The 21,954-nt window shown below is 68.0% G+C and carries 17 protein-coding genes and 1 riboswitch; of the genes, 10 read left to right on the top strand and 7 right to left on the bottom strand.

Annotated features, from left to right (window positions below; genetic code table 11):
• Positions 1 to 15 precede the first annotated feature (15 nt).
• From AB4Y64_RS14080 to AB4Y64_RS14060, 5 genes are all read right to left on the bottom strand, one after another.
• Positions 16 to 2,292 (bottom strand): tetratricopeptide repeat protein, encoded by a 2,277-nt coding sequence (locus tag AB4Y64_RS14080; RefSeq protein ID WP_441817084.1) that lies wholly within the window; start codon positions 2,290 to 2,292, stop codon positions 16 to 18.
• Positions 2,289 to 4,322 (bottom strand): DUF3857 domain-containing transglutaminase family protein, encoded by a 2,034-nt coding sequence (locus AB4Y64_RS14075; RefSeq protein WP_441817083.1) that lies wholly within the window; start codon positions 4,320 to 4,322, stop codon positions 2,289 to 2,291. Before AB4Y64_RS14075 ends, AB4Y64_RS14080 begins: the two co-directional genes overlap by 4 nt.
• 92 nt (positions 4,323 to 4,414) lie before the next feature.
• Positions 4,415 to 5,602 carry a phosphoglycerate kinase gene (locus AB4Y64_RS14070; protein ID WP_441817082.1) on the bottom strand — a complete coding sequence of 396 codons (1,188 nt, stop codon included), beginning with the start codon at positions 5,600 to 5,602 and terminating at the stop codon, positions 4,415 to 4,417.
• A 103-nt stretch (positions 5,603 to 5,705) separates the two neighbouring features.
• Complete coding sequence (locus tag AB4Y64_RS14065; protein WP_441817081.1) at positions 5,706 to 7,127, bottom strand: DUF3999 domain-containing protein; 1,422 nt, start codon at positions 7,125 to 7,127, stop codon at positions 5,706 to 5,708.
• A complete protein-coding gene (locus tag AB4Y64_RS14060; RefSeq protein WP_441817080.1) occupies positions 7,124 to 9,793 on the bottom strand; it encodes a DUF2339 domain-containing protein in 2,670 nt (889 codons plus the stop codon). The genes AB4Y64_RS14065 and AB4Y64_RS14060 overlap by 4 nt, the downstream gene beginning before the upstream one ends.
• A 117-nt stretch (positions 9,794 to 9,910) precedes the next feature.
• Positions 9,911 to 10,151: riboswitch (cobalamin riboswitch) on the top strand.
• 368 nt (positions 10,152 to 10,519) lie between these two features.
• Between AB4Y64_RS14060 and AB4Y64_RS14055 the strand changes: the two genes are divergently transcribed.
• From AB4Y64_RS14055 to AB4Y64_RS14040, 4 genes are all read left to right on the top strand, one after another.
• Positions 10,520 to 12,880, top strand: coding sequence for a ribonucleoside-diphosphate reductase subunit alpha (locus AB4Y64_RS14055; protein ID WP_441817323.1), 2,361 nt, complete (start codon positions 10,520 to 10,522; stop codon positions 12,878 to 12,880).
• Positions 12,881 to 13,025: 145 nt separating this feature from the next.
• On the top strand, positions 13,026 to 14,036 hold the full coding sequence (locus AB4Y64_RS14050; RefSeq protein WP_441817079.1) for a ribonucleotide-diphosphate reductase subunit beta: 1,011 nt from the start codon (positions 13,026 to 13,028) through the stop codon (positions 14,034 to 14,036).
• Positions 14,023 to 14,427 carry an acyl-CoA thioesterase gene (locus tag AB4Y64_RS14045; protein ID WP_441817078.1) on the top strand — a complete coding sequence of 135 codons (405 nt, stop codon included), beginning with the start codon at positions 14,023 to 14,025 and terminating at the stop codon, positions 14,425 to 14,427. The genes AB4Y64_RS14050 and AB4Y64_RS14045 overlap by 14 nt, the downstream gene beginning before the upstream one ends.
• Positions 14,428 to 14,615: 188 nt before the next feature.
• The gene (locus tag AB4Y64_RS14040; protein WP_441817077.1) at positions 14,616 to 16,133 is read left to right on the top strand and encodes a glycosyltransferase family 39 protein; all 1,518 of its coding nucleotides are present in this window, start codon (positions 14,616 to 14,618) and stop codon (positions 16,131 to 16,133) included.
• Here the strand turns inward: AB4Y64_RS14040 and AB4Y64_RS14035 are convergent.
• Together AB4Y64_RS14035 and gap are read right to left on the bottom strand one after the other, a co-directional pair.
• Positions 16,130 to 16,543, bottom strand: a complete 414-nt coding sequence (locus AB4Y64_RS14035; protein WP_441817076.1) for a group III truncated hemoglobin — start codon at positions 16,541 to 16,543, stop codon at positions 16,130 to 16,132. The two genes, AB4Y64_RS14040 and AB4Y64_RS14035, sit on opposite strands and share 4 nt — an antisense overlap.
• Before the next feature lie 795 nt (positions 16,544 to 17,338).
• Entirely contained in the window at positions 17,339 to 18,343 is a 1,005-nt protein-coding gene (gene gap, locus AB4Y64_RS14030; protein WP_441817075.1) for a type I glyceraldehyde-3-phosphate dehydrogenase, read from the bottom strand.
• A gap of 189 nt (positions 18,344 to 18,532) precedes the next feature.
• Here gap and AB4Y64_RS14025 point away from each other — a divergent pair, with 189 nt between their 5' ends.
• From AB4Y64_RS14025 to AB4Y64_RS14000, 6 genes are all read left to right on the top strand, one after another.
• Complete coding sequence (locus AB4Y64_RS14025) at positions 18,533 to 19,156, top strand: OmpW/AlkL family protein (RefSeq protein ID WP_441817074.1); 624 nt, start codon at positions 18,533 to 18,535, stop codon at positions 19,154 to 19,156.
• A gap of 62 nt (positions 19,157 to 19,218) precedes the next feature.
• Positions 19,219 to 20,037 (top strand): S1/P1 nuclease, encoded by an 819-nt coding sequence (locus AB4Y64_RS14020; protein ID WP_441817073.1) that lies wholly within the window; start codon positions 19,219 to 19,221, stop codon positions 20,035 to 20,037.
• A 52-nt stretch (positions 20,038 to 20,089) separates the two neighbouring features.
• Entirely contained in the window at positions 20,090 to 20,956 is an 867-nt protein-coding gene (locus tag AB4Y64_RS14015; RefSeq protein ID WP_441817072.1) for an MBL fold metallo-hydrolase, read from the top strand.
• Positions 20,956 to 21,381 carry a YeeE/YedE family protein gene (locus AB4Y64_RS14010; RefSeq protein ID WP_441817071.1) on the top strand — a complete coding sequence of 142 codons (426 nt, stop codon included), beginning with the start codon at positions 20,956 to 20,958 and terminating at the stop codon, positions 21,379 to 21,381. Before AB4Y64_RS14015 ends, AB4Y64_RS14010 begins: the two co-directional genes overlap by 1 nt.
• A complete protein-coding gene (locus AB4Y64_RS14005; RefSeq protein WP_441817070.1) occupies positions 21,378 to 21,800 on the top strand; it encodes a DUF6691 family protein in 423 nt (140 codons plus the stop codon). Before AB4Y64_RS14010 ends, AB4Y64_RS14005 begins: the two co-directional genes overlap by 4 nt.
• On the top strand, positions 21,797 to 21,949 hold the full coding sequence (locus AB4Y64_RS14000; RefSeq protein ID WP_441817069.1) for a hypothetical protein: 153 nt from the start codon (positions 21,797 to 21,799) through the stop codon (positions 21,947 to 21,949). Before AB4Y64_RS14005 ends, AB4Y64_RS14000 begins: the two co-directional genes overlap by 4 nt.
• Positions 21,950 to 21,954: the final 5 nt, after the last annotated feature.

Raw genomic sequence — 21,954 nt, 5'->3', positions numbered from 1 at the left:
GGCGACTCGCGCTTCCTACAGCGCCTTCTTCTCGTCCTGCACGTAGTGGCGATCGGCGCGGTACAGCGCCAGGCGCTCGCGGAAGCCGTCGGCCATCTCCTTGTAGTCCGGCAACTTGACGGCCATCGCGTCGGCGCGCTCCAGCGCCAGCGCCTGCAGCTCGACCGCGCGCTTGAAATCGCCGGCAGCGGCGTGACAGGCAGCGACCGTGTCGAGTTCGGGCAGGTCGAGGGTGGTCGGCTCGGCCATTTTCGCCACGGCCTGCATGCCCATCGCCGGATTGAACGTGTCCGGATACGGCGACGTGCAGGCCGCCCATGCCAGTTCGTTGTACGCGTTGGTCATGCCGCCGTCGGCGCCCTGCTGCCACAGGACGATCGCCTGCGCACGCGTCTGCGGGCTGCCCTTGTGGTGGAAGAGCCAGCTGCCGTAGAAGGTGCTGGCCCACGGCTGCCTGGCGGCCAGCGGCGCTTTCAGCCAGCGCATCGCCTTGGCTTCGTCGACCTTGCCGAAGTCGCCCCACAGGTAACTCATGCCCAGACGGGCCTGCGCGTACAGGTCGCCCTTCTCGGCCACAGGCAACAGCCATTGCAGCGCCTGCTGCGGATCCTTCTTCATGCCGCGACCGGCCAGGGCCATGTCGGCCAGGCTCGCCCGCGCCCGTCCGGCCTGGCTGCCGTCGGCCAGCGCCTTGAGGATCCGCACCGCATCGGCCGCATTGCCCTGGAGGCCCGGCTCGTCCCGCGCATACAGGTCGGCGATATCGAACAAGGCATCGAAGTCGCCCATGTAGGCAGCCGGCAACAGCCACTTTTCCGCCTGCGCCCACTGTCCTTCGCGAAGACTGAGCTCGGCGCGGTGGCGCATGGCCCAGACCACGCCGCCGTGCGCAGCCAGCACCACGTACTGCTCGCCACGCACTGCGTCGCGCGCGCCGTCGCCAAAGATCAGGGCCGAACCGTACGTCGCCTGCGCCATCGCAGTACCGGCGTCGGCCGACTTCTCCTGCCACTGCCGCTCCAGCTGCGGCTGGCCTTCGCGGTCGTAGTAGTCGGCGAGCAGCGCGAAGCCGGCGCCGTTGCCGTTCTCGGCCGGTTCGGCGAGGAACGCCAGCTCGTCCGCATCCAGCTTCGGCTTGGCCTTCGACAGCACCTTGCGCCGCAGCGCCTCGCGACGGGCGAAGCGGTTGCCCTCCGCGGCGGCGCGATCCAGCCGCTTCTGCAGCGCAGGCGGCATGGCGTCGTCGGGAATGGGATCCTCGTGCATCCGCAGCCACAAGCGGGTGAACTCGGCGGTGGCGCCGTAGTTGGGCCAGCGACGATCGGCCGCATCCAGCAGCGTCCACGCCGTGGCCTCGTCGCGCGCCACGCCCAGGCCCTGCAGGTGCGCATAGGCGAGCAACACCATCGACAGCGCCTGCTTCTGCTCGGCGCGCGGCAGCAGCGCATCGACAAAGCCTTCGCCGCACGCCGTCGTGGGTGCGGTGCCGCACACCTGGGCCCATTCGAAGGCCGAGCGCAGGCCACCGTCGCGTGCGGCCGGGCGCAGGACCTCCAGTTTTTCATCGATGTCGTCGGTCTCGCGCGACTTGCGCACGGCGGTGACATCGCGCGCGGACGGCTCGTTGCTGGCGCCGTCGATCATGTTGACGACCAGCCCGTTGCGCAGCACCGGAAACCCGTAGCCGGGTTCGCTGCGGGAGATCTGGTACATGGTGTCGATGTAGTCGAAGGTCAGGTGGCGCTCGACCTTGGCCTCGGCGTCCCAGCCGACGATCACCAGCGGGAAATAGCGTTCCGGCCGCGGCGAGTCGTAGGTCACCGACAGCACGTCCATGCCGCTGGCCATCACCAGCGCGGTGGCATCGGACGCTCCCAGCACGCGGATCGGCTTGCTGGTGCCGGGGTCGCCCGCCTGGCCCAGGGCGTACCGCGACAGCGCAGCCAATGCCGTCATCTCGCGCTCGGCGGCAGCATCGTCACCGGTGGCCTGCGCGCACATGTAAGCGATGCGCCGCACCACGATGCTGATCGGCGCGGCGGCGACGGAACTGGCGACCACGTCGCGGTGTTGCGTGCAGGCGGCCGCGTCCACGTGTTCACCGTCGTAGGAAACGGTGTCCATCAGGTCGAACGCCTTCGTCGCCGGCTCGAACTCGCCGTGGGCGAGGAACTGCTGCCAGGCCTGGGCCGCGTCGAAGTCAGGCGTCGCCGGTCCAGCCGCGGCGGCGGGCGCAGCCAGCGCGAGAAGCGCAAGCTGCAAGGTGACGTGCAGGGAAAGTCGGCGGGTCATGGCGTCTGCGTCTCCTCGATCACGGACTTGAGCAGGGACTTCAGGCGCAGGTCGCGATCCTCGGCCTGCTGCGCCAGCGGCAACTGGAAGCGCAGGCGCGCCGACAGGTCGTCGCGCAGCATGCGCAACTCGGCGACGTGCGCGGGGACCTGCTCGGCGCTGATGTCGTTGGTGAGCACGTTCATGTCGTACGTCAGGTTGACGTGCCCATCGTCGATCTTGATGTCGCGTCGATAGGCGAACCCCGGTGAGGCGTAACTGGCGACCTCGTTCTGGAACGACGGCTTCCAGCCCTTGGGCACGTCGACATGCATCTCATGGCGCAGGCGCACCGGCTGGCCAAAGTACAAGGGGCCGTTGCGCGACATCGACGGCGGTAGCGCGCTCTGCGCCGACAACGTCTCGGCATAGACATTCAGCGCCTTGCCACCACCCTCGTTGTCGAACGGATTAGCCAGGCGGTAGCGTTCCACCAGTGTGATCCGGTTGCGATCGAGATCGTCGCGGACCACGGCCGGCGAGGTCACCGTGAGTTCGCCGAAGCGCTGGCGGTAATAGTCGGAATAGCGTCGCGACACTTCCTCGATGCGCTGGCCGGCGAACTGGCGACGGGCATTGTTGGCGGTGCGGCCCTGGTAAGTGGTCTCGACGTCCAGCATGACTTCGCGACCGTCGACGCTCGGCACGAAATGCTCGTTGACCACGATCTGGACGTCGGCTTTCGCGGGCGCAGCGATCGGCTGCGGCGCCGTGACGCCGGCGGCGACCGGCAACGCCACGCCGTACTGGCTCTGGTCGCTGTCGCGCGGATCGCCGCCCTGGGCCGTCAGGGTCGGGTCGATCCAGAGCACGTCGGCGCCGACCCTGGCGCGCACGATCACATGATTGAACAGCGATGCGGCCGGGGTGAGGTCGGCGATACGGCGCCCACGCGTGGTCGACACCAGCGCCGGCGACGCGTCGATGCCCAGTCGCTCCAGCACGGTCACCAGCAGGTAGGCCTTGTCCTTGCAGTCGCCGTAACGGCGCGTCCAGGTGTCGGCCGGCGGCGACGGACGGTGCGAGTTCTCGCCCATCTCGACTCCGAAGTAGCGCACCTGCTCCTGCACGGTGCGCAAAGCCGCCTTCACCTGCGCGTAGGGATCGCCGAGCTTGCGCCACTGAGCGATCTTCGTTTCCAGGTCGGCCGGCAGGACGGCGCGCGGATACAGCGGCAGCGCCCAGGTCACCACGTCGCTCCAGTTGCGCTTGAGCGCCACCGAGGCTACCGGGTAGGGCTGGTACCAGATCGGGTAGTTGTCCTCGTCGACATAGGCCGGGATACCGTGCCGCACGAACAACGCCTCGGTCCGGCCATCGATCTGGGCGATGACGCCTTCGGGAGCATTGTTCTCGCGGTGCACGTTGAGTGCGCTGCCGCCGTCGTAGACCGCGCGCAGGCGCGCATCAAGCACCGGACTGCGCCATCCGAAACTCATCGCGTCGACCGTGTTGCCGGCCAGCACCGGGTTGCTGCCGGTGATGGTGTAGTTGATGCGGACCACATCGTCGACGCGGACGTCGTCGAGCACGATCAGCGCGGTGACCTCACCGTCGGCCAGGTCCTGCTCGAACTCGCTTTCCCGGCGCGCCAGCGAGATCCGCTCCGGCGCCAGCCGCGGCTGCCACTTGCCGCCACGGCGCAGTTCGACGCGATGGATGGTCAGTTGCTGGTAGCCCGGGTTGAACTGGATCTGGAAGCGGCCGGCTTCACCGAGCAGCGATGCCGCCTTGGCCTCGTAGACGTAATCGACGTAGAAGCCGTCGTGCCCCTTGCGGTGGTCGATCTGCACGTCGTACAGCCAGAAGCGCCATGGCGCACCGCTGGCGCCGGGCGCGGCTGCGTCCCAGCGCGCCGGCACGTCGTGACGCTGCACGAACGCTGGCGCGTCGGCCACCTTGAAGCGGTATTCACCGCGCTGGTATTCCACTTCACCCGCGCACACCGAACCGGCCAGCAGCCAGGCCAGCACCACCCATGCGATACGCATCCACCGCCCCCAGTTTTCCCCTGCGTCGAATACTAATGGAACAGGAGGCGGATGGAGGAAGGGGGCGACCCCGCGCGGTCAGGCCCGCGAGGTCAGCCCCGCGCCGTGAGCGCGGTGACGGCCGGCAGTTCCTTGCCTTCGAGGAACTCGAGGAAGGCGCCGCCGCCGGTGGAGATGTAGGACACGTCCTGCTCGATGCCGTACTTGTCGACCGCGGCCAGGGTGTCGCCACCGCCGGCGATCGAGAACGCCTTGCTGGCGGCGATTGCGCGCGCCAGGGTTTCGGTGCCCTTGCCGAAGGCGTCGAACTCGAACACGCCGACCGGGCCGTTCCAGACCACGGTGCCGGCGGCCTTGATCAGTTCGGCGTAGCGCGCGGCGGTGTCCGGGCCGATGTCGAGGATCATGTCGTCGGCGCCGACCGCGTCGACCGCCTTGACCGTGGCCGGGGCATCGGCAGCGAAGGCCGGTGCGACCACGACGTCGGTCGGCACCGGGATGTCGGCGCCACGCGCCCTGGCATCGGCCATGATCTTCTTCGCGGTGTCGACCAGGTCGTTCTCGACCAGCGACTTGCCTACGCCGTGGCCCATCGCGGCGATGAAGGTGTTGGCGATGCCGCCGCCGACGATGAGCTGGTCGACCTTGCTGACCAGCGACGCCAGCAGTTCGAGCTTGGTCGAGACCTTGGAGCCGGCGACGATCGCCAGCAGCGGCCGGGCCGGATTGTCGAGCGCCTTGGCCAGTGCATCGAGTTCGGCCATCAGCAGCGGACCACCCGCGGCGACCCTGGCGAAGCGGATCGCGCCGTGCGTGGACGCCTGGGCGCGATGGGCGGTGCCGAAGGCGTCCATGACGTAGACGTCGCACAGCGCTGCGTACTTCTTCGACAGCGCCTCGTCGTCCTTGCCCTCGCCGACGTTCATGCGGCAGTTCTCCAGCAGCACCAGCTGGCCCGGGGCAACATCGACGCCGTCGACCCAGTCCTTGACCAGCGGCACCTCAATCCCGAGCAGCTCCGAGAGGCGCTTTGCGACCGGGGCCAGCGAATCGGCCTCGCTCCACACGCCTTCCTTCGGCCGGCCCAGGTGCGAGGTGACCATCACCGCCGCGCCCTTCTCCAGTGCCAGCTTCATCGTCGGCACCGCCGCGGTGATGCGCTGCTCGGAGGTGATGCGAGCGGGCATCCCATCGACATGCTCGATCGGAACGTTGAGATCCTCCCGGATCAGCACGCGCTTGCCGGCGAGGTCGAGGTCGGACATGCGGACGATGGACATGGGGGCGGCGCTCCGGGTGATTGCGTAGCCGCGTATTGTCGCGGCCCCGGTGCCGGAATGAAACCGCCGCGCCGCCGCGGCAAGCACCGCGGTGCGCGCCCCGCTAGACCCCGCCCGGAGTTTCGGAATCGTGAGCCGCGCCCTGCCCGGCCGCCGGCCTGGTTTGGCGCAGCAGGCTCAGCGCAAACGCGCTGACGACCAGCGCGCCCAGCACCAGCACCGCCCACAGCAGCCACGAGGTCCAGTCGCGCCTGGCCGCGAACGCCGCGTCGCCTGCCAGGACCTGCGATGCACCGAGATAGGCCGGCGCCGGTTGCCAGCCCTCTCCACGCTGACCGCGCATGGCTTCCACCAGTTGCGGCAACGGCGAATCGGCGCGGCGCGCACGGGCACTGCCGGCGACCAGCGCGTAAGGCGCGGCCCCCTGCGCGAGGAAGACCACCACTTCGGGCCGGTAGCCCAGGCGCAACGCCGGTTCGCCGCCGACCGGCGTGTTCGCGCTCAGGCGCCAATAGCGGTCGCGGACGATCTGATCCAGTGCGCGCGCGCCGGAGCGGCTGCCGCGCCCGGCCGAATCGACCTGCCAGGCCGTCCACGGGCCGGCGCGCAGGCGCCAGGGGCCATCGTTGTCATCGCGGCTTTCCAGCCGCCACTCGACGGCGTGGTTGCCCGGCAGCGCCACGTCGACCTGCTGCACCGGGAATCTGCCTTCGAGGTTGAATTCGAACGTGTCGCGCCCGGACGACTCGACATGGCGTCCACGCAGTTGCTGCCACTGCGGCGAGGATGCCACCGTAACGCCAGCCAGCTCGGCGCTGACCGAGGTGATCGCGATCGGCTGGTCGCCGCGGTCTGGCGTCAGGCGCAGATAACGTACATGGCGGCCGGCAGGCAGCTCGATGCGCCGCTGCAACAGGCGCCGCCCTTCGCGCTGCAGATCGACCAGTCGGCCGCGCGTGGGCAACGGCTGCCACTGGTCGAGGTCGTCGCTGCCTTCGACGCGAAAGCCCAGGTCGAGTGCCGATGTCGGCCGCCATTGCAGCTCCAGCGCCGAGATCGCCTCGCGCACCTGGCTGGCGTCGACCAGCAGCACGTTCTGCGGCAATGCGGCCGCGGTGGTACCGGTCACGCGCGCTTCAACGCCGCGCAGCCGGCCCTCGCCGTCGATCGCGCCGACCAGCTCCCAACCTCCGGCCGGACCATTGGCCGGCGTGGCCGGCAACGTGAACCACGGCAACGCGATCCGCGCCGGTGCCTGCGCCAGTGGCTGCTCCGGCGCGAACAACGCCGACGGCACGGCAGCGCCTTCGTGGTTGCGCACTTCGAAGTCGCGCAGGTCCGCGCTATGCAACTGCCGATACACCGACGCATCCAGGGTCACGCGATAGGCGCCGCCATCGTCGCGGCTCAGCTTGAGCGGCCATTGCTGCGCGAAGTCTTCGCTGGCACCGGCGGGCGCGGCAAGGAACAGGCTGGCCGAAACCATGCAGGCAGACAGCAGGCGGACAATGCGGGCGAGTTTCATGGGCTGACGTCGAACTCCGTGCGCAGCGCACGCGGCGGTGCGGGCGCGAAATAACCGACCAGCGTGCACAGCAGGCCGTAGGCGATGAACGAGGCGATCCCGAGCATCGTGCCCAGGTGCGAACGGTCGACCAGGATCAGCTTGACCAGCACCACCGCCATCAGCACCGCGCCGGCCCGCCACAGGTCGCGCTGGCCGCGGCGGGAACCCAATATCCAGCCGAACACGCCGAGCACGCTCCACACGATGGTCAGGCTGGTCTGTACCAGGCTGGTCGAGAACATCGAGCCGTCCCAGGCCACGCCGCCGAGATGGTGAACCGTGCGCAGCGTAATCACCGTGATCAGCGCGAAGCCGGCCGCGGCCAGCAGCGGGATGCGACGTTCACGCAACTCGTCGGAGACCAGCGGCGAAGTGAGCCATGCGGCGACCAGCCCGACCACGGCCAGTTGCGCCAGGTCCAGCGGGTTGAGCAGCGGCACCCACGGCAACGGCGCGCTGTTGCCGGCGATGGTCAGCGCGATTGCAGCGGCGAACGCCAGAGCGAGCACGAACGTCCACTGCAACGGCCTGCGCCACTGTTCGAAGTGACTCGCCAGGGGCATTGCGATCCACTGCGGACGCCACTGCACCAGCGCGGCAATGCACCAGCCGGGCAAGCCGAGCGCGGCGATCTGCCAACCCTCGCCCCAGCCGGCGTCGCTGGCCAGCTGGTGCAGGCACAGGCCCGCGGCGAGCGCCCACGCCCACAACCACAGCGCATGGGCCATGCCGGGTTCGCCATTGCCGTCGGCATGGTCGCGAAGGCAACGCAGACTGCGCCAGCCGGTCAGTGCGAACAGCAGCCACGCCACCCCGCCGAGGCCGGCAAAGGGATGGCCATGCGCGGCGTCCTGCGCGAGCGCCAGCAGCACCGCCGCGGCCATGCTCGCCACCACCGTCCATGCCAGCGCGCGTGCCGGGTTGCGCCGATGGACTTCGGCCACGATCCAGCCCGTCACCGCCACGAACATCAGGATCGCGTCGGGCCATTCCTGCGTCGTGACGAAGCGGTCGATCTCGTGCAGCCCGTTGCCGAACCACCAGCCCAGGCCCCACAGGTAATAGACCAGCGCCGGCCGGTCGGCGGCGACGCGGCGATAGCTCCACGCGCTGGCGAAACCGGCGATCGCGATCAGCAATGCGCCCATGCAGGCCGCGTTGAGCACCGGCGTCGCGGCGGCCGGGTTGTCGGCAATGCCGATGGTGAAGGCGCCGGCGGCGAGCAGCTGCAACAGCAGCCCTGTCACTTGCGGCAAACGGCGTTGCTGGTGCGATCCCAGCCACACCAGCGCCGCACCCTCGAGCGCGAACACGCAGGCGGTGGCCTGCGCCGACAGTGCCAACGGCACGGCCAGCGTGGCAAACCCGACGGCAAGCAACGCGTGCGACGTCGCCAGCGTGACGAAGCGTTCGCGCCGGCGCAGCCACCACGACAGCGCCGCATACACCACCGCCAGCGCCAGCGCGCACAGGGCCAGCTGCATGCGCTCGCCTTCGAGCAGCGCGGCCTGCAACGCGAAGGCCACGAGCGGCGTGCCAAACACCAGGCAGCCATCGATGCGGTCGCGCTTGCCATCAGGCCGTTGCTGCGCGTAGAGGATCGGCACGAGCAGGTAGCAGAAGAAGAACAGCAACAGGAACGGTTCGGTGCTCGCGAAGTGCTCGGGCTTGTAGCTCATCGCGCCCCAGACCGTGCCGACACCGAAGGTGAAGACGAAACCCAGCAGGTTCAGCGCGCGCCACGGACGCATCCAGGCAATCGCGAAGATGGCCAGGTTGAGCATGGCGTAGTAGCCGAACAGCGCGACGTGGTTGCCGCTGCCGGTCGACAGCCAGATCGGCGCGAGAAAGCCGGCCAGGATGCCGAGCACCGCAAGCGCGATCGCGTTCTGGCGAACCGCCAGCACACCGGCGCCGGCCACCAGCACCACGCTCAGGCCGAACGCAGCGCCGGCCGGTAGCAACTGGTAGAAGCGGAAGGCCGCGAAGATCACCAGCAACAGCACGCCGATCGCGCCGCCCTGCAGGCTCAGCGCGAAGCTGCGCCTGGCCTCGCGTTGGCGCCAACCGAATACGAGCGCCGCGAGCGCCGAGGCGGCAACGCCGGCCAGGCGCAGTTCGACCGGCATGCGCATCCAGCCCTGGTCGGAGGCGTACTTCAGCAACGAGGCGATACCGGCGAAGAACACCAGCACGCCGACCTTGACCGGCATGTTGCCTTCGGTGAACCACCTGCGAACTGCACGCGTGGCCAGGTCGACCATGTCCGGTCGCGCCGGTTCGCGCGGCGCGCGCGTGTACTGCGGCGTGGCTCGTTCGCGCGCGGCGGCCGGCAGCGGCGGCCGCGCCGGCACCTGCGACGCTGGCGCAGCTGCAGGCGCGGCGGGACGTTCGAGCGGAGGCGGTGCGGCCGCGGCAGCCGATGGCGCCTGGGCGCGCATCCATTCCTGCAGCGTCGGCCCCTCTGCCTGTTCGCCGGCGACCGGCGGCGAGCGCAATTGCGCGACCTGCACCTCGAGGACGGCGACGCGCGCCTTGAGCGTCCCGATCATCGTCAGCGCGACGATCAGCAGGACCGGCACCGACAACACCAGCAGCACGAGAATTCCTATTCCACCAGCCATCCATGGGCCCCCTGTTGTGGATTTGGGCTCACATTACCGCAAGCGCAGGTGTGCGGTTCAGCTTTTGCGTTCGGATCGTGGCGCACAACATTATGTGTTGACCAACCAGCTCGACCACACTATGTTGTGTCCGTCGGTGCCGGCCTAGCGGTCGGCTTAAAAGGGAAGTCCGGTGCGGCCACGCTCGAACAGCGAGCGGCCAACTCCGGCGCTGCCCCGCAGCGGTAGTGGAAACGAACGCCGTCATGGCACTGGGCCCAAGGCCCGGGAAGCGACGGTCAGTAGGTGAGGTCACCAGCGGCAAACGCCCGGTCCTCGCGTCCAGAGCCCGAAGACCTGCCGACAGCCGCGCGTTGCACACCGCGCGGTGACCGGCCAGCGAGTCTTCGGAGGGAAGACGGTCGGTGTCGCACGGTGGCGCCGTTGCTGTCGAAGAACGCATGCGCCACTCCAGGCCGGTCTCGGCCTGCGCGACGCCGCAACCGCAATCTCCGAGTCCCGCGACCCGCGCCACGCCGCCCTTCGAGGGAAGGACGACGAGCCGTGCGCCCACGCACCGGAGCCAACAGCATGACCACCACCACCGACGCGCCCGCCGCCAGCAAGGCTGCCGCCCAGCCGAAGGCCACGCTCGTCACGACCGCGGCCGCCACGACCGCCTCCGCCACGACCGCGCAGGGCGAGTCCGCTGGCTTCGCCCTGACCCCGCCGGCCGCGAACCTCACCATGACGGTGACCAAGCGCAACGGCCGCCGCGACCCGGTCGACCTCAACAAGATCGTGCGCGCGGTGACGCGCAACTGCGATGGCCTGTTCGCGGTCGATCCGATGCGCGTGGCCACGCGCACCATTTCCGGCCTGTACGACGGCGCGACCACGCGCGAACTGGACGAGCTGTCGATCCGCACCGCCGCGCTGCTGACCGCCGAGGAGCCCGAGTACGGCCGCCTCGCCGCGCGCCTGCTCGCCGGCGTGATCGAGAAGGAAGTCGCCGGCATCGAGATCCATGCGTTCTCGCAGTCGGTGCAGCGCGGCCATGAGCTGGGCCTGATCAACGAGCGCCTGCTGACCTTCGTCCAGGCCAACGCGCGCAAGCTCAACGACGCCATCGACCCGGCGCTGAACCAGCGCTTCGACTACTTCGGCCTGCGCACGCTGTACGACCGCTACCTGCTGCGCCACCCGACGGCGCGGACCGTCATCGAGACTCCGCAGCAGTTCTTCCTGCGCATTGCCTGCGCGCTCAGCGAGGATGTCAGCGACGCGCTGGCGTTGTACCGGCGCATGGCGCAGCTGGACTACATCCCGAGTTCGCCGACGCTGTTCAACTCGGGCACGACGCACGAGCAGCTGTCGAGCTGCTTCCTGCTCGACTCACCGGAAGACTCGCTGGAGAGCATCTACAAGCGCTACATGGACGTGGCCAAACTGAGCAAGTTCAGTGGCGGCATCGGCCTGAGCTACACCCGCATCCGCTCGCGCGGTTCGCTGATCCGTTCCACCAATGGCCTGAGCAACGGCATCGTGCCGTGGCTGAAGACGCTCGACGCCTCGGTCGCGGCGGTGAACCAGGGCGGCAAGCGCAAGGGCGCGGCCTGCGTATACCTGGAGCCGTGGCACGCCGACGTCGAGGAGTTCCTCGAGCTGCGCGACAACACCGGCGACGAAGCACGACGCACGCACAACCTCAACCTGGCCAACTGGATCCCGGACGAGTTCATGCGCCGCGTGGAGGCCGATGGCGACTGGTCGCTGTTCGATCCGGCCAAGGTGCCGCAGCTGACCGACCTGTGGGGCGAGGCGTTCGATCGCGCCTACCACGCCGCCGAAGTCGCCGGCCTGGCGACGCGCCAGGTCAAGGCGCGCGAGCTCTACAGCCGCATGGTGCGGACACTGGCGCAGACCGGCAACGGCTGGATGAACTTCAAGGACAAGTCCAACCGCGCCTGCAACCAGACCCTGCGCGATGGCAACGTGGTGCACCTGTCGAACCTGTGCACCGAGATCCTGGAAGTCACCTCGCAGGACGAGACCGCGGTCTGCAACCTGGGCTCGATCAACCTCTCGCACCATGTCGAGCTCTTCGCCGAAGGACCGGTGCACGGCGAAGACGGCCGCTTCGATTTCGACAAGCTGGCCGAGACGGTGCGGCTCGCTGTACGCCAGCTCGATCGCGTCATCGACCTGAACTTCTACCCGATCGAAACCGCGCGCCGCGCCAACCTGAAGTGGCGTCCGGTGGGCCTTGGCGTGATGGGCCTGCAGGACGTGTTCTTCAAGCTGCGCATGCCGTTCGATTCGGACCAGGCGCGGGCGCTGTCGAAGCAGATCGCCGAGGCGGTCTACTTCCACGCACTGTCGGCCTCCAACGAACTGGCGATGGAACGTGGCCGCCACCCGTCGTTCGCCGACACCCGCGCTTCGCAGGGCGAGCTGCAGTTCGAGGCCTGGGGCGTGGCGCCGTCCGACGCCCACGGCTGGGACGGCCTGCGCGCACGCATCGCCGAGCACGGCCTGCGCAACTCGCTGCTGATCGCGATCGCGCCGACCGCCACCATCGCCTCGATCGCCGGTTGCTACGAGTGCATCGAGCCGCAGATATCGAACCTGTTCAAGCGCGAGACGCTGTCGGGCGACTTCCTCGTGGTCAACCGCTACCTGGCCGAGGAGCTGAAGACGCTCGGCCTGTGGACGCCGGAGCTGCGCGACCGCATCAAGATGGCCGAAGGTTCGATCCAGGGCATCAAGGAGATTCCCGAATCGCTGCGCGCGGTCTATCGCACCGCCTGGGAACTGCCGATGCGCTCGCTGATCGACATGGCGGCCGATCGCGGCGCCTTCATCGACCAGAGCCAGTCGCTGAACCTGTTCATCGAGAGCCCGAACATCGGCCAGCTGTCGTCGATGTACATGTACGCATGGAAGAAGGGGCTCAAGACCACCTATTACCTGCGTTCGCGGCCGGCGACCAAGATCGCCAAGGCCACTGTCAGCGGCGTCGCCGAAGTGGCCAAGCCCGAGTACACGGCAGTCGAAGCGGTGGCGTGCTCGCTCGAGAACCCCGAGAGCTGCGAAGCCTGCCAGTAGCCCCTTGTAGCCCCTCGCCCGCTCGCGGGAGAGGGGTTCAACCCAACCTTCCCTTCAGCCGGCGTGCGACGCGCGAACTGCCTCCCTCCCCCGCGGAACGCAGCGTCGCCCGCCCCTGAAGGGCAAGGTCCACCGAGGCAACACCATGTCCGACACGCGCCTGCTCGACCCCGGCTTCGACCTCACCCTGCGGCCGATGCGCTACCCGCAGTTCTACGAGATGTACCGCGACGCGATCCGCAACACCTGGACCGTCGAGGAGGTCGACTTCTCGCTCGACGTCAACGACCTCAAGCACAAGCTGGGGCCGGCCGAACGCCACCTGATCGAGCGGCTGGTGGCGTTCTTCGCCACCGGCGACAGCATCGTCGCCAACAACCTGGTGCTGAACCTCTACCAGCACATCAACGCGCCCGAGGCGCGCATGTACCTGTCGCGGCAGTTGTACGAGGAAGCGCTGCACGTGCAGTTCTACCTGACCCTGCTCGACACCTACCTGCCCGACCCGGTCGCACGCGCGAAAGCCTTCGACGCGGTGCAGAACATCCCCTCGATCCGCGCCAAGGCCGAGTTCTGCTTCAAGTGGATCGATTCGATCCAGGACATCCGCCGCATCGAGACGACGCAGCAGCGCCGCCAGTTCCTGCTCAACCTGATCTGCTTCGCCTGCTGCATCGAGGGCCTGTTCTTCTTTGCCGCCTTCGCCTACGTCTACTACCTGCGCTCGCGCGGCCTGCTGCATGGCCTGGCCGCGGGCACCAACTGGGTGTTCCGTGACGAAAGCTGCCACATGGCGTTCGCCTTCGAGGTGATCCGCACCGCACGCAGCGAGCAGCCGGAACTCTTCGACGACGAACTGCAGCGCCAGGTCGTGCAGATGCTGGAAGAGGCGGTGGAGTGCGAGATGCAGTTCGCCCAGGACGTGCTGTCCGGTGGCGTCGCCGGCCTGTCGCCGAAGGACATGCGCCAGTACCTGCAGTACTGCGCCGACCAGCGCCTGGCGCAGCTGGGCATGCCGCGCCATTTCGGCGCGACCAATCCGTTCGCCTTCATGGACCTGCAGGACGTGCAGGAAGTGACCAACTTCTTCGAGCGCCGCGTCTCGGCGTACCAGGTTGGCGTGCAGGGCGAGGTCGCCTTCGATGCCGCGTTCTGATGGCACCGTCGCCTCGCCGCCGATCGAAGCGCGCATGACCGAAATAGTGTTCCCCGACCACACCAATCACCTCGGCACGCTGTTTGGCGGCCAGGCGCTGGCATGGATGGACAAGGCCGCCTTCGTCGCAGCTTCGCGCTATGCGCGCAGCACCGTGGTCACCGCGCGCTCGGAGCAGATCGATTTCCATGTCGCGGTGCCCAAGGGCGCGCTGGTCGAGCTGGTCGCGCGCGTGGTCGGCACCGGCCGCAGTTCGCTGCAGGTCGAGGTCGACATGTACCGCGAAGACCTGATGACCGGAGATACCCGGCTGGCGACGCGCGGGCGCTTCACCATGGTCGCGCTGGATGCGCATGGCCAGCCGACGCCGGTGCCGGCGCTGGCGGCATGAACCGCACGAACGCATGACGGCATGACCGCATGACGGCATGACGGCACGACGCCATCCCGGACCGGCGGAGCACGCGTGCGCTGGCTGGCGCCTTCGTACTCGCTGTTGCACGCGCCGATCGGGCCCCCATTGCATCCTGGCCGGGCGCAGGACTAAATAGCCGGCATTCTGACGGGAATCGCCCTGCCATGCCCATGCGTCTGCCCCGCAGCCACGTCCTCTGGCTGGCCCTGATCGCGATCGCGCTGTTCGTCCTGCGGCTCTACAGCAACCAGCACTACGGCTTCCATCGTGACGAGCTGGCATTGCTCGACGACGCGCGCAGCCTGGCCTGGGGCTACGTCGCCTACCCGCCACTGACGCCCACGCTTGCACGGATATCGCTGGAGCTGTTCGGCGATTCGCTCACCGGCTTCCGCGTGTTCGCGGCCCTGGCCCAGAGCATTGCCGCCGTGCTCGCCGGCCTGATTGCGCGCGAGATGGGTGGCACCCGCGCCACGCAGATCGTGGCGGCACTGTTCGCGGCGCTCGGACCATTCTCGATGGTCGCCGGCGGCCTGATGCAATACGTGAGCATCGACTATCTGTGGTGGGTGCTGCTGGCCTGGCTGGTGCTGCGACTGGTGAACAGCGGCAATCCGCGCTGGTGGCTGGCGATCGGCACCGTCATCGGCCTGGGCATGCTGACCAAGTACACGATGGTGTTCTTCGTCGCCGGCATCGTGGTTGCGACGTTGGCGACGCCGTTGCGCGCGCACCTGCGCAGCCGCTGGTTGTGGATCGGCGCGGCAGTGTCGCTGTTGCTGTTCCTGCCCAATGCGCTGTGGCAATGGCAGCACGGTTTCATCTCGCTGGACTTCCTGCAGAGCATCCATGCCCGCGACGTGCGCATCGGCCGCACCCGCGACTTCCTGATCGAACAGCTATACGGCAACGCCGGCCTGATGGCGCTGCCGGTGTGGCTGGCGGGCCTGGCCTGGTTGATCCTGTCCAAGGCCGGTCGCCGCTACGCGGTGGTCGCATGGATGTACGCGGTGCCGCTGCTGTTGTTCACGCTCGTCCAGGGCCGCGCGTATTACCTGGCGCCGGCCTATCCGATGCTGCTGGCGGCAGGCTGCGTCGCCATCGAACAGTTCATGCACCGGCAAGGACCACTGCGTGCCGGCTACGCTTTCACGGGAACCGCGCTGTTGACCGTGTGGGTGGTGCTGATGGCGGGGGCCAGCGGCCTGATCGGTCTGCAGTTGTCCGAAGTCAATTCGATGGGCTGGCGCATCAGTCGCGCGGCGCACGACAACTTCGCCGAGCAGATCGGCTGGCCGGAACTGGTCGCTGAAGTCGCGCGCATCTACCACGAGTTGCCGGCGGCCGAGCGCGAACACACCATCGTGTTCGCCAACAATTACGGCGAGGCCGGTGCGATCAATCTTTATGGGCCGGCGCTGGGCTTGCCGGCCGCGGTCAGCCCGGTCAACTCGTACTGGTACAAGGGCTATGGCGACGCGCCGCCGCAGACGGTGATCGTGTTGGGCGATTCGCCACAGGACATTGCCGACACGCCGGGCGACTGTGTGTTTGCCGGCCGCATCACCAATCGCTACAAGGTGGCGAACGAGGAAACGCGCGATCACCCGGAGATCTTCATCTGCCGCAACCTGCGCGTTGCCTGGCCGCAGGCCTGGCCGAAGCTGCAGAAGTTCGGTTAGGCGTTGATGCCGGCGATCGGCACGCCGAGCGGCAGTGCGCCCTTGCGTTCCTGCAATCCCAGGCCGTAGCGAAGGCTGTAGCCGATCTTCTCGGCGTGTTCGCAGGCCAGCGCGGCGTGCTCGGGTGGGAGCATCGCTTCGGCGGTCTGGCGCCAAAGTGTCAGCCACTGATCGAAGTGTTCGGGCCGGATCGGATGCGGCCGGTGCGCGGCCATCGGTTGGCCACGGTAGCTGCGCGTGCCAAGAAGCACCGACGACCAGAACGTCGTCAACAGGCGCTTGTGTTCGGGCCAGTCGTCAATGGCTGCATTGAACACGGGGCCGAGTTCGGGGTGTTGGCGAACCTGCTCGTAGAAGCGGTCCACGAGTGTCGCCAGTTGCTGCTCGTCAAGCTGCAGAAGTTCGCTCATGGCTCTTCTAGTTGGGCTTGTGTTGGCTGAAATCAAGGTCTTTTAGCTTGATGGGGGAGGGGGCAGGGCGCATTCCGCGAACCTCCGCTTCGCTCCGTTAATCGTTCGCGGAATGCACCCTACCCCCTCTTCGCCAACGCCGCAGTTACTTGATTGACTTCGCGTGTTGGGGCTCATGCGCTGCCTGCGTGGCGTGGCTGCAAGGTCGGGACTCGGGCTGCGAGGACACAGGGCGGTGTCCGTGCCCTCGACTCATTCGCGCGTCCGCTCGGTGAGCTCGGTCCCAGACGCCCGCGAAAGGATCACGTGGTTTCGAAACACCCGTGGGTTGCATCAAACAAGCCAGGCACGGAATTGATGGGCCCATGCTGCGTGACGTCCTCTTCGCTCCATATCGTCTGCAGGACGCCGCACCATACGAGAAGGCCTGCAAGCGTGGGTTTGAAACTGCCGCAACCTGTCGCGGGCGTCTGGGACCGAGCTCACCGAGCGGACGCGCGAATGAGTCGAGGGCACAGACACCGCCCTGTATCCAGGCAGCCCGAGTCCCACCCTTGCAGCCACGTCACGCGGACAGTGCACGAGCACCAACACGCGAAGTCAATGAATCGGCGGAAGCGTTGTGAAGGAGGGGGTGGGGTGTATTTCGTGAACGATCAACGGAGCGAAGCGGAGGTTCACGGAATACACCCCACCTCCTCCCCCACAGACCACAGACCACCGTCCACCGTCCACCGTCCACAAACAACAAGGCCGGCAAATGCCGGCCTTGTCTACATGCCAAAGTGCGCAGGCTTACTTGCCGGCGACAACCTTGACCATCTCGAGGCACTTGTTCGAGTAGCCCCACTCGTTGTCGTACCAGCTGACCAGCTTGACGAACGTGCTGTCCAGCGCGATGCCGGCCTCGGCATCGAAGATCGAAGTGCGCGTGTCGCCGCGGAAATCGGTGGCGACGACCTTGTCTTCGGTGTAGCCCAGGATGCCCTTGAGCGCGCCTTCCGACTGCGCCTTCATTTCCGCGCAGATCTCGGCGTAGGTTGCCGGCTTGTCGAGCTCGACCGTCAGGTCGACGACCGACACGTCCGAGGTCGGTACGCGGAAGGCCATGCCGGTGAGCTTCTTGTTGAGCTCCGGGATCACCACGCCCACGGCCTTGGCCGCGCCGGTGCTGGACGGAATGATGTTCTCGAGGATGCCGCGGCCACCGCGCCAGTCCTTGTTGGACGGACCGTCGACGGTCTTCTGCGTGGCGGTGGCGGCGTGCACGGTGGTCATCAGGCCGCGCTTGATGCCCCACTTGTCGTTGATCACCTTGGCGATCGGCGCCAGGCAGTTGGTCGTGCACGAAGCGTTGGAGACGATCGCTTCGCCGTTGTACTTGGTGTGGTTCACGCCGTAGACGAACATCGGCGTGTCGTCCTTCGACGGGGCCGACAGCACGACCTTCTTCGCGCCGGCATCGAGATGCTTCTGCGCGGTGGTCTTGTCGAGGAACAGGCCGGTGGATTCGATGACGACGTCGGCGCCGACTTCGTCCCACTTCAGGTTCGCCGGATCGCGCTCCTGGGTCAGGCGGATCTTCTTGCCGTTGACCAGCAGGGTGTTGCCCTCGACCTTCACGTCGCCCTTGAAGCGGCCGTGCACGGAGTCGTAGCTGAGCATGTAGGCCAGGTAGTCCGGCTCCAGCAGGTCGTTGATGGCGACGATCTCGATCTCGCCATTGAAGTTCTGCACGGCCGAGCGAAGCACGTTGCGCCCGATGCGGCCGAAGCCGTTGATACCAACCTTGATGGTCATAGCTAGCAAACTCCTGCGGCCGCGCCCGGCGCGGCAGATGGACGGGGAACGCCCATTCTAACAGGCAGCCACTTCGGGCCGGGATGAAGGGGAGGCAACGGTCGCCCGGCCCGCTGGTTTGATCATGATCAAGCGCGTCCGGCGGACCCTTCCGACACTGGAGACCTCATCCCACGAGGCTCTCCCCCCATGCAAAAGCCCCTGCTGTCCTGCGCCCTGGCGGTTGCCCTTGGCGCCGCCGCCCTGCCCGCCCTTGCCCAGTCCGCCGGCGACTGGACCCTCGGCTTCGGCGTCCATGCCGTCGACCCCAGGTCCGACAACGGTCGCCTCGCCGGTGGCACGCTCGACGTGTCGGTCGACAGTGACGTCAAGCCGTCCGTGACCTTCGAGTACTTCGTGCGCGACAACCTCGGCATCGAGGTCCTGGCCGCATTGCCGTTCGAGCACGACATCAGCATCGCCGGGCTGGGCAAAGTCGGCAACACCAGGCAGCTGCCGCCGACGGTCTCGCTGCAGTACCACTTCAACGGCCAGGGCCGCGTCTCGCCGTTCGTCGGCGCGGGCATCAACTACACGACGTTCTTCAGCGAGGACACGCAGGGCGCGCTCGCCGGCGGCAAGCTCAATCTCGACGACTCCTGGGGCCTTGCCGCGCATGCCGGCGTCGACTTCGCGGTCGGGCAGCGCGGCGCGATCCGCATCGATGCGCGCTGGATCGACATCGACACGGATGCCTCGCTCAGTGGCGCCAGCCTGGGGACCGTGGCGATCGACCCGCTGGTTTACGGCGCGGCCTACGTCGTGAAGTTCTGAAGGCTCCAAGAACACCCGGCCGCGCAAAGGACTGTCATCGCCGGTCGGCTAAAGTGCGCGCCATGATCAGAACCCTCATTGCCTGCCTGCTTGTTCTTGGCCTCTTTCCCGCCCCGGCCTCCGCATGGGGGCGCCTGGGCCACCGCCTGGTCGCCGACCTGGCCTGGGACGACCTGACCCCGGCCACGCGCGCGGCCGTCGCGCAGTTGCTGGCCGGCGAGCCGGAACCGACCCTGGCCGGCATCGCCAGCTGGGCCGACGAGCTGCGCGACCACGATCCCGAACTGGGCAAGCGCACCAGCAAGTGGCACTACGTCAACATGGCCGAGGACGGCTGCGTCTACCAGCCCGAGCGTCACTGCCGCAACGGCGATTGCGTGATCGAGGCGATCCGCGTGCAGGCCGGGATCCTCGCCGACCGCAAGCGGCCGCAGGCCGAACGTCTGCAGGCGCTGAAGTTCGTCGTCCATTTCGTCGGCGACGTCCACCAGCCGCTGCACGCCGGCTACGGCCACGACAAGGGTGGCAACGATTTCCAGCTGAACCTCGACCAGGCCACGCCGACCGGCGGTGGCAGCAACCTGCATTCGCTGTGGGACAGCGGCATGTTGAAGGCCACCGGCCTGGACGAACCGGCCTACCTGCAGCGCCTGCGCGCGATGCCCGCGGCCACGCTCGCGCCCGGCAAGGCGTTGCCGCCGCAATCGGTGGCCTGGGCAGAAGCGTCCTGCGCGATCGTCAGGCGCCCCGGCTTCTATCCGGCCAACGCGAAGCTGGGCCCGGACTACCTGCAGGCCTGGCGCCCGGTCGCCGAGGCGCAACTGCGCCTGGCCGGCGCGGAACTGGCGGTGACGCTGAACGCAGCGCTGGGCAAGCGCTAGGAGCGGCGCCGGCCTACACTGCCGCCTCGGTCCAAGGCAGGCGAGGCAGGCCATGAATCCGCACGTCCGGCCGTTCTTCCACGCCGACAGCAACACCTGGAGCTACGTGGTGCACGAGCCCGCCGGCGGTGCCGCGGCGATGATCGACCCGGTCCTGGACTTCGACGCCAAATCCGGGCGCACCGCCACCACCGCGGCGCAACAGCTGCTCGACTACGTGCGCGAACACGACCTGCAGGTGCAGTGGATCCTGGAGACGCACGCGCACGCCGACCACCTCAGCAGCGGCCACTGGCTCAAGTCGCAGTGGCCGCAGGCACGGCTGGCGATCGGCGAAGGCATCTGCACCGTGCAGGAAACCTTCCGCCCGATCTTCAACCTGGGCGAGCATTTCCCGGTCGACGGCTCGCAGTTCGACCATCTGTTCGTCGATGGCGAGCTGTTCGGCGTCGGCGCGCTCGAGGCGCGCGTGACCGCGGTGCCCGGCCATACCTGCGACAGCAATGCCTATCTCATCGGCGATGCGCTGTTCACCGGTGATTCGCTGTTCATGCCCGATGCCGGCACGGCGCGATGCGATTTTCCCGGCGGCGATGCGCGCACGCTGTTCCGTTCGATCCGGCATCTGTTCCACACCCTGCCCGACGACACCCGCGTGTTCGTCTGCCACGACTATGGCCCGGGTGGCCGCGAGGTGGCCTGCGAAACCACCATCGGCGCGCAGAAGCGCGACAACATCCATGTTCGCGATGGCACGCAGGAGGATGCGTTCGTCGCCCTGCGCGAGGCACGCGACGCGACGCTGGCGATGCCCGCGCTGATCCTGCCCGCGGTGCAGGCCAACATCCGCGCCGGCGCGCTGCCGGCGCCGGAAGACAACGGCGTGCGCTACCTCAAGATTCCCCTGGACCAGTTCTGATGCCCACGCAGTTCACCCCGGTTTCCTCCCTGATCGGCGGTGCGCTGATCGGCCTCGCCGCCACCTGGCTGCTGCTTTCGCTCGGCCGCATCGCCGGCATCAGCGGCATCGTCAACAGCGCGGTCGCTGGCGACCCGGGACGCGACTGGCGGTGGGCGTTTCTCATCGCGCTGGTGGTCGCCGCGGGCGCCTGGTTCGCCTGGTCGGGCACGCCGGGCCGCCACGATTTCCCCCTGCCCTGGCTGATTGCCGGCGGCCTGCTGGTCGGTTTCGGCACGCGCCTGGGCAACGGCTGCACCAGCGGCCACGGCATCTGCGGACTGGCGCGACTGTCCACGCGCTCGCTGCTCGCCGTGCTGGTATTCATGGGCACCGGGTTCGCCACCGTGTATGTCGTGCGCCATCTGATCGGCGGCATCGCATGAAGGCGATCCTGCACGGCGCCATCGCCGGCGCGCTGTTCGGCCTGGGCCTGGCGGTATCGGGCATGACGAACCCGGACAAGGTGCTCAACTTCCTCGATGTGGCCGGGCACTGGGACCCGTCGCTGGCGCTGGTGATGGGCGGCGCACTCGCTGTCGCGCTGCCGGGTTTCGCCTGGACGCGGCGCCGCGGTCGCACGTTGTCGGGCGCCCCGCTGCCGGCACCACCGGTGCCGACGATCGATCGCCGGCTGCTGATTGGCAGCGGCCTGTTCGGCATCGGCTGGGGCATCGCCGGCTACTGCCCCGGCCCGGCACTGGCCAACCTCGCCCACGGCTCGCTGGAGCCGGTTGTGTTCATCATCGCCATGCTGGCAGGCTCGCAGCTGGCCCGAATGGCCGCCGGGAGATCGCGCGCATGAAGCTGTTCCTGTCTTGCGTACTGCTGGCCGCGGTTGCGGCCGCGCATGCCGGCGAAGACGGCCCGTGGCGACTGGTCGCACCGGGCGAATCGCGTCCCGCACGCTGGGTCCGCCAGGTCGATTCGATCCGGGTCGTCGACGCACCTTGAACGCT

The organism is Lysobacter sp. TAF61, from assembly GCF_052113485.1.
Taxonomy (GTDB): Bacteria; Pseudomonadota; Gammaproteobacteria; order Xanthomonadales; family Xanthomonadaceae; genus Lysobacter_J.
The sequence above is the reverse complement of the archived record's forward strand: the minus strand, read 5'-3'. Positions and strand labels throughout refer to the sequence as shown.

Excerpts from the sequence above, each read along its gene's own strand:
- AB4Y64_RS14000 (WP_441817069.1), top strand. The coding sequence starts at position 21,797 with ATGAAGCTGTTCCTGTCTTGCGTACTGCTGGCCGCGGTTGCGGCCGCG.
- AB4Y64_RS14035 (WP_441817076.1), bottom strand. The coding sequence starts at position 16,543 with ATGAGCGAACTTCTGCAGCTTGACGAGCAGCAACTGGCGACACTCGTG.
- AB4Y64_RS14040 (WP_441817077.1), top strand. The coding sequence starts at position 14,616 with ATGCCCATGCGTCTGCCCCGCAGCCACGTCCTCTGGCTGGCCCTGATC.
- AB4Y64_RS14060 (WP_441817080.1), bottom strand. The coding sequence starts at position 9,793 with ATGGCTGGTGGAATAGGAATTCTCGTGCTGCTGGTGTTGTCGGTGCCG.
- AB4Y64_RS14055 (WP_441817323.1), top strand. The coding sequence starts at position 10,520 with ATGACGGTGACCAAGCGCAACGGCCGCCGCGACCCGGTCGACCTCAAC.
- AB4Y64_RS14010 (WP_441817071.1), top strand. The coding sequence starts at position 20,956 with ATGCCCACGCAGTTCACCCCGGTTTCCTCCCTGATCGGCGGTGCGCTG.
- AB4Y64_RS14045 (WP_441817078.1), top strand. The coding sequence starts at position 14,023 with ATGCCGCGTTCTGATGGCACCGTCGCCTCGCCGCCGATCGAAGCGCGC.
- AB4Y64_RS14015 (WP_441817072.1), top strand. The coding sequence starts at position 20,090 with ATGAATCCGCACGTCCGGCCGTTCTTCCACGCCGACAGCAACACCTGG.
- AB4Y64_RS14080 (WP_441817084.1), bottom strand. The coding sequence starts at position 2,292 with ATGACCCGCCGACTTTCCCTGCACGTCACCTTGCAGCTTGCGCTTCTC.
- AB4Y64_RS14005 (WP_441817070.1), top strand. The coding sequence starts at position 21,378 with ATGAAGGCGATCCTGCACGGCGCCATCGCCGGCGCGCTGTTCGGCCTG.
- gap (WP_441817075.1), bottom strand. The coding sequence starts at position 18,343 with ATGACCATCAAGGTTGGTATCAACGGCTTCGGCCGCATCGGGCGCAAC.
- AB4Y64_RS14070 (WP_441817082.1), bottom strand. The coding sequence starts at position 5,602 with ATGTCCATCGTCCGCATGTCCGACCTCGACCTCGCCGGCAAGCGCGTG.
- AB4Y64_RS14075 (WP_441817083.1), bottom strand. The coding sequence starts at position 4,322 with ATGCGTATCGCATGGGTGGTGCTGGCCTGGCTGCTGGCCGGTTCGGTG.
- AB4Y64_RS14020 (WP_441817073.1), top strand. The coding sequence starts at position 19,219 with ATGATCAGAACCCTCATTGCCTGCCTGCTTGTTCTTGGCCTCTTTCCC.
- AB4Y64_RS14025 (WP_441817074.1), top strand. The coding sequence starts at position 18,533 with ATGCAAAAGCCCCTGCTGTCCTGCGCCCTGGCGGTTGCCCTTGGCGCC.
- AB4Y64_RS14065 (WP_441817081.1), bottom strand. The coding sequence starts at position 7,127 with ATGAAACTCGCCCGCATTGTCCGCCTGCTGTCTGCCTGCATGGTTTCG.
- AB4Y64_RS14050 (WP_441817079.1), top strand. The coding sequence starts at position 13,026 with ATGTCCGACACGCGCCTGCTCGACCCCGGCTTCGACCTCACCCTGCGG.